Consider the following 9,712-nt stretch of genomic DNA (forward strand, 5'->3'; position numbering starts at 1 on the left):
CGCATCATTGGCGCAACGGGCGCCTGCCGGAGACCGTCGAGTACAAAGAGCTGGAGGCAAACGACTTCAAGGACTGGCGGCTGAAGGTCTACGGTCTCGTCGAGCACCCGATGGAGTTCTCGCTCGAGGACCTGATGGCACTGCCCTACCACGAGCAGATCAGCCAGCACTTCTGCATCCAGTCCTTGAAGTCGTTTGCCTCCAGCTCTTTGTACTCGACGGTCTCCGGCAGGCGCCCGTTGCGCCAATGATGCGGCGAGATGTCCTTCTCGGTGAAGGCGCCGGGCTTGGGGTCGAGCTGTTCAAGCATTCGCTGGAACGGGCCCACCAGCGCGTACCCGACCCGCTGAATCACCCGCGGATGACGAATGGTGAAGGGAGTGGCCCAAACCCAGGCGATCGCCGTCAGCACCATGGCCGCGGCGAAGATCCAGAAACCCACCCAGCTGTTGTCGTCGCGCGAGGCGAACATGTGGTTGAGGTTTCGCAGCGCACTGGTCGTCAACACCATCGTGACGTGCACCAGGATGAAGAACAGGAAATAGACGAGCACCACGAAATGCAGCGATCGCGCGTGCTGAATGCTCAGCCGCTTGCTGAGCCAGTGCACCCGCTGCGACAACGCGGGCGACATTCCCAGGCCGGTGATCAAAGCCGCGGGCGCGGCGATGAAAACCGTGGTGAAGTAGGACAACAACTGCAGGCCGTTGTAGGCGACCCAGCCGTTGTCGGTCGGCCAGTCCAGCGACAGATATTGAATGGCCACCGACGCCGCGTTGGGGAAGACGTCCCAGCTGGTCGGCACGATGTGGCGCCACTGCCCGGTGGCGAACAGGAGCACATAGAAGACCGCCCCGTTGACGAGCCACAGCACGTCCACGCCGAGGTGCCACCACCGGGCCAGCCCGATCGAGTGCCGGAAGCCGGGCAGGCCCAATTGCGGTGGGAGGGCGACGGTGTCGGCGTTGGCCGTCCACAGCTCGTCGTCCGGCACGGGCGGACCGACCCGCAGCCACTCGTCCTTACCCGGGGTGGCGTTGCGGCTGAAATAGAGCCGGGGATGGTCGCAGAGGATCTGGATCCCCGTCCTGATGATGAACATCATCATGAACAGGTTGAAGAAGTGCGTCCAGCCGATCCAGGCCGGCAGGCCGGGAGCGACGCCGGAGCGGTCCGTGCCGGGATGACGCTGGATGAACGACTGCACCGCCGGCATGTTGTGCAGGCCCTTGCCCACGGCCACCCCGGCGATCAGCAGGGCAAAGCCGATGGGTATCAGCCAGAGCAGATTGAACCACCGGTCGCGGCCGATGCGCAGCTTCGGGGCGGTGGCCCGGCGGGTGAGGTCGAAGCCGCCACCGTAGGTCTCCACGTCGATGACGTCCTCGGCGGTGTGAATCTCGTTGCGGTAGTCCGGGGGAGACTGCAGCGGCGTGCCCACTCTCAGTGTCGACACGCCGCCGGCCGGATTGACGTCTGAGTTCCGTTGTTCGGTGTTCGTCACGAGGCCGAATTTACACGGGTCGACTTGTAGAAATTGGACACGATCAGGAAGAAACGCCGCGTCCCGGGCCCGGGGCGACGTACTTTCGCTGCCGACGGTCCGATTCGGGCGAAATCCGCCCGCCGCACCGGCCCTCAACACCGCAACTGCCCGACGAATCAGGGGCTTACACCGAAGATGCGGTTTATGGACGCCCGCTGTGAGTTGGCGCAGAGTCTTCTGGAAGGCCGCTGGATCGGGTCGTGTCGTCGAACCGGGCGGTCCGAACTATCTCAACCCGGTTGACGGCGAACGCCCGCGGAATGCCGGAGCGGTCGCCATCGCCAAAGGGCTTCGGGCTAAGCGGTGAGGGCCGAATTCGTACGTGGACACGTTTCAGCAAAATGAATTCGAACGCGAAACACTCAACGGTCCCGCGAATGCCGGGTTATCGTACGGCGTCCGGTTGCCGGCCTGGAATATGGGCGATATCCCGGCAAATGAAAACTACAAATCGAGTTGGAGGATTGTATGACCCGTCGGTGGTTGTTTATGGCCCTCGTAGTTGCCACAGCACTAATGACCGGCTGCTCGAGCAGCAAACCCGCGAGTTCGGGATCGAGTTCGGCTGCAAGCAGCAGTTCGACCACCACAGCTACTACGTCGGCATCCGCGGCGTCCAGCGATACCAGCACGGCTAACGCGCCGGCAGTCGCGACCTTGGATTCCAGCCAATGTGTCGACGTCACCGGGGCGAATGTGGATCTGCTCGCCGCATCGGACAAGGACGCCGCGCGCAAGGCCGCTGACACCCTGGAGCGGTACAACCCGCCGGCTTCCGTCAAAGACGCCATCGAACACTTCGTCACCACGGGTGGCGCGCACTTCGATGACCCGGATTACACGAAAAACAACAAGACCGTCGACGGCTGGGTCAAGCAGGTCTGCCCCAGTTAACGACCGCACCTCAATAGCTGCCGCTAGGCCGGGTCGCGCGGCCGTACACGGCGGAAACCTTATTGGCCTCAGAAGCTAACAGGCGCGCTATCGACGTCCGTGGGCGCGATTGCGCTGCGCACGGCCTCGGCGAGGGTGGCCGCCCGGACATCGGTGAACACGTCCTCCAGGAGCACCGGGCGGCCATCGGGGCCGGTCAGCGGCACCCGCCAGTTGGGGTACTCGTCGGTGGTCCCGGGCTGGTTCTGGGTCCGCCGGTCACCCACCGCGTCGGTCAGGGCCACGCCCACCAGGCGCGACGGGGTCCGCCCCAGATACCGGTACAAGGCACAGATGATGCTTTCCTCGTCGGTGTCGGCGTCGCCGAGCAGCCCCACCCGCCGCAACTCGGCCAGCCAGGCCGCGAGCTCGACCCTGTCGGCGGCAAGCTCGTCTTCAGCGGGGCGGGTCAGCAGTCCAAGCGACTCGCGCAGCCGCACGTGGTCGCCCGCCAGGTAGCCGGCCGTCGGCGGCAGATCGTGGGTGGTCACCGACGACAGGCAGTACTCGCGCCAGCGCTCGGCCGGCAGCGGGCCGCCGGCCCCGTCGCGGTCGAGCTCGAACCAGAGGATCGATGTGCCGAGCAACCCGCGCAGCAGCAGGTAGTCGCGCACCCACGGTTCGACCGTGCCGAGGTCCTCGCCGACGACCAGCGCGCCGGCGCGGTGTGCTTCCAACGCGACGATGCCGATCATCGCCTCGTGGTCGTAGCGAACGTAGGTGCCCTCGGTGGGCGGTGCGCCCTCCGGGATCCACCAGAGCCGGAACAGCCCGATGATGTGGTCGATCCGCACACCACCGGCATGCCGCAGCACCGAGCGGATCAACGCCCGAAAGGGGCGGTATTCCTCCGCATCCAGCCGATCCGGCCGCCACGGCGGCTGGGACCAGTCCTGGCCGAGTTGGTTGAACTCGTCAGGCGGGGCACCGGCGGTGACGCCCAGCGCCAGCACATCCTGCAGCGCCCACGCGTCGGCGCCGTCGGGATGCACGCCGACCGCCAGGTCGTGCATCACGCCCAGCGCCATTCCGGCCCGGACCGCCCGCGACTGCGCCGCGGCGAGTTGCTCGTCGAGTTGCCATTGCAGCCACCGGTGGAAATCGACTGTGTCCGAATGCTTTTCGACAAAACCGGCGACACCGCTCGCCTGGGGATGCCGCAGCTTCTGCGGCCAGGAATGCCAGTCGGCGCCGTATTTCTCGGCCAGGGCGCACCAGGTGGCGAAGTCGTCGAGCGCGCGGCCTTCACGGGCGCGGAAGGCTTCGTAGGAAAGTTCGCGGCCCGCCGACCGCGGCACCCGATGCAGCAGCTCGAGCGCGGCGCGCTTGGCCGCCCACGCGCTGTCGCGGTCGATCGAGTCCAGTCGGGCGGCGCGCTGTTGCACGTCGAAGCGCAGCCGCCGCACCCGGCTTCGCTTGGGCAGCGCGGCGAACTCGGGGATCGCCTCGACGTGAAGGTAGAGGGGGTTGACGAAGCGCCGCGAGGTAGGCAGGTAGGGCGAGGGCTCCATGGGGGTCGTCGGAGCGGCGGCATGCAGCGGATTGACCAACAAGTAGTCGGCGCCGTGCCGCGTCGCCGACCACACCGCCAGGTCCGTCAGGTCCGTAAGGTCGCCGACCCCCCAGGACTGGCTCGACCGCACGCTGTAGAGCTGGGCGGCCAGCCCCCAGCCGCGCCGGGCCCCGAGCCGCTCCGGCAGCCCGAGCCAGTCCGGCGTCATGATCAGCGCGGTGCTGGTCTCGCCGTCGCCGGACCGCAGGTGCACCCGGTGGTAGCCCAGCGGCAGGTCGGGCGGCAGCACGAAGCTGGCCTCGCCCACCCAGCGCCCGTTCAGTTCGAACGGCGGGGTGAAGTTGTCCACCTGCTGGATCCCGCCGCGCACGGTGCCGTCTTCGAGCTCTAACCACACCTCGGCGGGGTCGCCGTGGGTCACGTGCACCCAGAACCGGGCCTGCTCGCCGGTCCGGCCGACGATGGTCGCAGGCAGCCGCCGCGCCCAATGCGACCGCAGCTTCGCGGCCAGGGCCACGTTGCGCTCCTGCTCGGTTCCGGCCGCCACGCCGAGCGCGGCCAGCACGGCCACCAGCGTGGCCTCGGCGACGAGCACCCGCCGCCCGGTCCAGTCCTGATACTCGGTCGCGATGCCGTATCGCCTGGCAAGTTCGACCAGGGACGGCGCGAGCTCACTCATACCGCTCATCTTGGTGCCAGAAATCGCTCGCCGACCAATCGGGGAGAGGCGGCGACCCGGCCCGCGACCGCCGCCGCCCGGTTTGCCGGCCGGTGCTGCGTCGCGCCGTGCGCCGAGGGCGCACGCTCGACAGGACGGGCGCGCCATTCGCCATTACGATGCCCTCAGAGACATGAGGAGTCCGGGCGGGATCGGCGGGGAACAAAAAGTGCCAGCTCAACGGCGCCTGGCGCGTGGCGCACGCCGGCGGCCCCGGCGAGCTGCCGACGACCGGACGCCCGCAGATGAAGCAGATGCAGCAGCGAACGTCATCGTCGCCGCGTGGCGAGGCCCGTACCGGTGCCTTACGGTTGTCGATGTAATTCGCGCAGCGGAAATTTTCACAGGACAATATCCAGGCGTTCTAGCAGACCGGATGGTGAATTAAGTGGCGGAAGAGAGTCGCGGGCAGCGCGGGTCGGGGTATGGCCTCGGGCTGTCGACGCGGACCCAGGTGACCGGCTACCAGTTCCTCGCTCGCCGCACCGCAATGGCGCTCACCCGCTGGCGCGTCCGCATGGAGGTCGAGCCGGGGCGGCGCCAGACGCTGGCCGTGGTGGCGTCGGTGTCGGCGGCGCTGGTGATCTGCCTGGGCGCCTTGCTGTACTCCTTCCTCAGCCCGGCCGGCCAGGTCGGGGATTCGCCGATCATCGCCGACCGTGACTCCGGCGCCCTGTACGTCCGCGTGGGTGACCGGTTGTATCCGGCGCTGAACCTGGCGTCGGCGCGCCTGATCACCGGCCGCCCGGACAACCCGCACCTGGTCAAGTCCAACCAGATCGCCAGCCTGCCGCGCGGCCCGATGGTGGGCATCCCGGGCGCGCCGTCGAACTTCCACACCACCAGCCCGGCCACGTCGTCGTGGCTGGTGTGTGACACCGTCGCCACCTCGACCGGTGTCAGCGCACCGTCCGGCGTGACGGTGACCGTCATCGACGGGAACCCCGACCTCAGCAACCACCGGCGCGTGCTGAACGGGTCGGACGCGGTGGTGCTGAATTACGGCGGGGACGCGTGGGTGATCCGGGAGGGACGCCGGTCACGGATCGATGCGACCAACCGGTCGGTGCTGTTGCCGCTGGGCCTGACGCCCGAGCAGGTCGGCCAGGCCAAGCCCATGAGCCGCGCCCTGTTCGACGCGTTGCCGGTGGGACCCGAACTGACCGTGCCCCAGATCCCGAACGCGGGCGCCGGCGCATCCTTCCCGAACGCGCCCGGCCCGATCGGCACGGTGATCGTCACACCGCAAATCAGTGGGCCGCAACAATATTCGCTGGTGCTGGCCGACGGCGTGCAGACCCTCCCGCCGTTGGTGGCCCAGATTCTGCAGAACGCCGGGCCGGGCAACACCAAACCGGTGACCGTCGAACCGTCCGCCCTGGCGAAGATGCCCGTGGTCAACAAGCTGGATCTGTCCTCCTACCCGGACGCCCCGCTGAACGTCTCGGACATCCGCGAGAACCCGTCGACCTGCTGGTGGTGGCAGAAGACCTCCGGTGAAAACCGGGCCCGCATCCAGGTGGTGTCCGGCCCGACCATCCCGGTGGCGGCCAAGGACGAGAACAAGGTGGTCTCGCTGGTCAAGGCCGACACGACGGGCCGCGTGGCCGACCAGGTCTTCTTCGGGCCCGACTACGGAAACTTCGTGGCCGTCACCGGCAACGACCCGGGCGCCAAGACGACGGAATCGCTGTGGTGGGTGACGGACGCCGGCGCCCGGTTCGGGGTCGACGACACACGCGACGTGCGTGAGGCGTTGGGCCTCAAGACCAAACCGAGCCTGGCGCCGTGGGTGGCGCTGCGGCTGCTCCCGCAAGGCCCGACCTTGTCGCGCGCGGACGCGCTCGTGGAGCACGACACCCTACCGATGGATATGTCCCCAGGAGAATTGGCGGTACCTAAGTGAAACGCGGGTTTGCACGTCCGACACCGGAGAAGCCTCCGGTCATCAAGCCGGAGAACATCGTCCTTCCGACGCCCCTGAGCATTCCGCCGCCCGAGGGCAAGCCCGTGTGGCTGATCATCGTCGGCGTCCTGGTGATCGGCCTGCTGATCGGCATGGTCGCAATGGTCTTCGGCAGCGGCTCGCGCGTGTTCGGCGGCGCCGGCGCGATCTTCCCGATCTTCATGATCGGTGGCGTCGCGATGATGATGTTCGGCGGCCGATTCGGCGGTCAGCAGCAGATGAGCCGGCCCAAGCTGGACGCGATGCGCGCCCAGTTCATGCTGATGCTGGACATGCTGCGCGAGACCGCCCACGAGTCGGCCGACAGCATGGACGCCAACTACCGGTGGTACCACCCGGCGCCCACCACGCTGGCCGCCGCGGTCGGCAGCTCACGCATGTGGGAGCGCAAGCCCGACGGCAAGGACCTCAACTTCGGTGTGGTCCGCGTCGGCGTCGGCATGACGCGTCCCGAGGTGACCTGGGGTGAGCCCCAGAACATGCCGACCGACATCGAGCTGGAGCCGGTGACCGGTAAGGCGCTGCAGGAATTCGGCCGCTACCAGAGCGTCGTCTACAACCTGCCCAAGATGATCTCGCTGCTCGTCGAACCCTGGTACGCGCTCAACGGGGACCGCGAGCAAGTGCTGGGACTGATGCGGGCGATCATCTGCCAGCTGGCGTTCTCGCACGGCCCCGACCACGTCCAGATGGTCGTCGTCACCGCCGACCTGGACGAGTGGGATTGGGTCAAATGGCTTCCGCACTTCGGCGACCCACGGCGCCAGGACGCCGCGGGCAACGCGCGGATGGTCTACAGCTCGGTGCGCGAGTTCGCCGCCGAGCAGTCCGAATTGTTCGCCGGGCGTGGCTCTTTCACGCCCCGGCACGCCAGCTCGTCGGCGCAGACCCCGACGCCGCACACGGTGATCGTCGCGGACGTCGTCGACCCCCAGTGGGAATTCGTGATCAGCGCCGAGGGCATCGACGGGGTGACCTTCTTCGACCTGACCGGCTCCTCGATGTGGACCTCGGTTCCGGAGCGCACCCTGCGGTTCGACGACAAGGGCATCATCGAGGCGCTGCCCCGCGACCGCGACACCTGGATGGTGATCGACGAGAAGCCGTGGTTCTTCGCGCTGACCGACCACATCAGCGTCGCCGAGGCGGAGGAGTTCGCCCAGGCGCTGGCCCGCTGGCGCCTCGCCGAGGCCTACGAGGAGATCGGCCAGCGGGTGGCCCACATCGGCGCCCGGGACATCATGGCCTACTACGGAATCGACGACCCGGGGCACATCGATTTCGAGGCGCTGTGGGGCGCGCGTAACGACTCGATGGGCCGGTCGCGGTTGCGGGCACCCTTCGGGGTTCGATCCGACAATGGCGAGTTGCTTTTCCTGGACATGAAGTCCCTCGACGAGGGCGGTGACGGCCCGCACGGCGTCATGTCCGGCACGACGGGTTCCGGCAAATCGACCCTGGTGCGCACCGTGATCGAGTCGCTGATGCTCAGCCACCCGCCGGAGGAACTGCAGTTCGTGCTGGCCGACCTCAAGGGTGGGTCGGCGGTCAAGCCGTTCGCCGGGGTCCCGCACGTGTCGCGCATCATCACCGACCTGGAAGAGGACCAGGCGCTGATGGAGCGCTTCCTGGACGCCCTGTGGGGCGAGATCGCCCGCCGCAAGGCGATCTGCGACAGCGCCGGCGTCGACGACGCCAAGGAGTACAACTCGGTCCGGCTCCGGATGCAGGCCCGCGGCCAGGACATGGCGCCGCTGCCGATGCTCGTGGTGGTCATCGACGAGTTCTACGAATGGTTCCGGATCATGCCGACCGCGGTCGACGTGCTCGACTCGATCGGCCGGCAGGGCCGCGCCTACTGGATCCACCTGATGATGGCGTCACAGACCATCGAGAGCCGCGCCGAAAAGCTGATGGAGAACATGGGTTACCGGCTGGTGCTGAAGGCGCGCACCGCGGGCGCCGCGCAGGCGGCCGGCGTGCCGAACGCCGTCAACTTGCCGGCGCAGGCGGGCCTGGGTTACTTCCGCCGCAGCCTGGAGGACATCGTCCGGTTCCAGGCCGAGTTCCTTTGGCGGGACTACTTCCCCCGCGGGCTCACCGACGACGGCGACGAGGCGCCGGCGTTGGTGCACAGCATCGACTACGTTCGCCCGCAGCTGTTCACCAATTCGTTCACCCCGCTCGAGGTCAGCGTGGGCGGCCCGGAGCTCACCCCGGCCGCGATCACCAACGGCGAGACGCTCGGGGCCGACGAGGTCGGCGACGACGACGTCGAGGGCATCCGGGTGCCGAAGGTCGGCACGGTGATCATCGATCAGCTGCGCAAGATCGACTTCGAGCCGTACCGGTTGTGGCAGCCGCCGCTGAACCAGCCGGTTCCGATCGACGACTTGGTCGACCGATTCCTCGGCCACCCGTGGCAGGAGAACTACGGCACGGCCCGCGATCTGGTGTTCCCGATCGGGATCATCGACCGGCCCTTCAAGCACGACCAGCCGCCGTGGACGGTGGACACCTCGGGGCCGGGCGCCAACGTCCTCATCCTGGGCGCCGGCGGCTCGGGCAAGACGACGGCACTGCAGACGCTCATCTGCTCGGCCGCGCTGACCCACACCCCCGAGCAGGTCCAGTTCTACTGCCTGGCCTACAGCAGCACCGCGTTGACCACGGTCGCCCGGTTGCCGCACGTCGGTGAGGTCGCCGGCCCGACCGATCCGTACGGCGTGCGCCGAACGGTGGCCGAGCTGCTGGCGTTGGTGCGTCAGCGCAAGAGCACCTTCCTGGAGTACGGCATCGCCTCCATGGAGGTCTTCCGTCGGCGCAAGTTCGGCGGCGAGCCCGGCCCGGTCCCCAACGACGGGTTCGGCGACGTCTACCTGGTGGTGGACAACTACCGGGCGCTGGCCGAAGAGAACGAGGTGCTGATCGAGCAGGTGAACCTGATCATCAACCAGGGCCCGTCGTTCGGGGTCCACGTGGTGGTCACGGCCGATCGCGAATCGGAGCTGCGGCCCCCGGTGCGAAGCGGGTTCG

Annotated in this window: 5 protein-coding genes and 1 pseudogene; 4 read left to right on the forward strand and 2 right to left on the reverse strand. The window is 67.9% G+C overall.

Annotated features, from left to right (window positions below; genetic code table 11):
- Positions 1-163: 163 nt before the first annotated feature.
- Positions 164-1,441, reverse strand: a pseudogene (locus A5704_RS04360) (oxidoreductase); the annotation flags it as partial.
- Positions 1,442-2,025: 584 nt separating this feature from the next.
- Here A5704_RS04360 and A5704_RS28205 point away from each other — a divergent pair.
- Both A5704_RS28205 and A5704_RS04365 read left to right on the forward strand, forming a co-directional pair.
- Positions 2,026-2,184, forward strand: coding sequence for a hypothetical protein (locus tag A5704_RS28205; RefSeq protein ID WP_156737608.1), 159 nt, complete (start codon positions 2,026-2,028; stop codon positions 2,182-2,184).
- Positions 2,185-2,203: 19 nt separating this feature from the next.
- Complete coding sequence (locus A5704_RS04365; protein ID WP_156669876.1) at positions 2,204-2,440, forward strand: hypothetical protein; 237 nt, start codon at positions 2,204-2,206, stop codon at positions 2,438-2,440.
- 68 nt (positions 2,441-2,508) lie between these two features.
- Here A5704_RS04365 and malQ read toward each other — a convergent pair whose 3' ends face one another.
- Positions 2,509-4,671, reverse strand: coding sequence for a 4-alpha-glucanotransferase (malQ, locus tag A5704_RS04370; RefSeq protein WP_067887539.1), 2,163 nt, complete (start codon positions 4,669-4,671; stop codon positions 2,509-2,511).
- A 427-nt stretch (positions 4,672-5,098) separates the two neighbouring features.
- Between malQ and eccB the strand changes: the two genes are divergently transcribed.
- The gene (gene eccB / locus A5704_RS04375; protein WP_067748001.1) at positions 5,099-6,616 is read left to right on the forward strand and encodes a type VII secretion protein EccB; all 1,518 of its coding nucleotides are present in this window, start codon (positions 5,099-5,101) and stop codon (positions 6,614-6,616) included.
- Positions 6,613-9,712: type VII secretion protein EccCa (gene eccCa / locus A5704_RS04380; protein ID WP_067887543.1), on the forward strand; the 3,100-nt coding region annotated here is incomplete at its 3' end. The genes eccB and eccCa, both read left to right, overlap by 4 nt.

The sequence above is a fragment of the Mycobacterium sp. E735 genome (genome assembly GCF_001666955.1).
GTDB lineage: Bacteria > Actinomycetota > Actinomycetes > Mycobacteriales > Mycobacteriaceae > Mycobacterium.

Excerpts from the sequence above, each read along its gene's own strand:
- malQ (WP_067887539.1), bottom strand. The coding sequence starts at position 4,671 with ATGAGTGAGCTCGCGCCGTCCCTGGTCGAACTTGCCAGGCGATACGGC.